This is a genomic window from Mesorhizobium sp. M1A.T.Ca.IN.004.03.1.1, assembly GCF_003997555.1.
In the GTDB taxonomy this organism is placed as follows: domain Bacteria; phylum Pseudomonadota; class Alphaproteobacteria; order Rhizobiales; family Rhizobiaceae; genus Mesorhizobium.
Genome location: NZ_RZTV01000970.1, coordinates 1 through 241 on the forward strand (window position 1 = coordinate 1; position 241 = coordinate 241).

At 61.4% G+C, this 241-nt stretch carries 1 pseudogene; it reads left to right on the forward strand.

What is annotated here, in order from left to right:
* Positions 1-241: pseudogene (locus EOD29_RS34565) on the forward strand (FAD-dependent oxidoreductase); the annotation flags it as partial.

Sequence of the window (241 nt, forward strand, 5' to 3'; positions counted from 1 at the left end):
CGCGGCCGGGGCTTTCAGCAATTTCCATGCCCTGCTGCCGCGTCCCGTCGATTTGAGAGTGATGGCGCGCACCGTTGTCTTCTACGAAATCGGCGAGCGCGAGATGGCGGTTTTCGGCGACATGCCGTCGACCATCGTGCTTGGCGACCGGGAGGAGGATCACATCTATATCCTGCCGCCGGTGCGTTATCCCGACGGCAAGACCTATCTGAAGCTTGGCGGCGATACCGAAGCGCTTTCC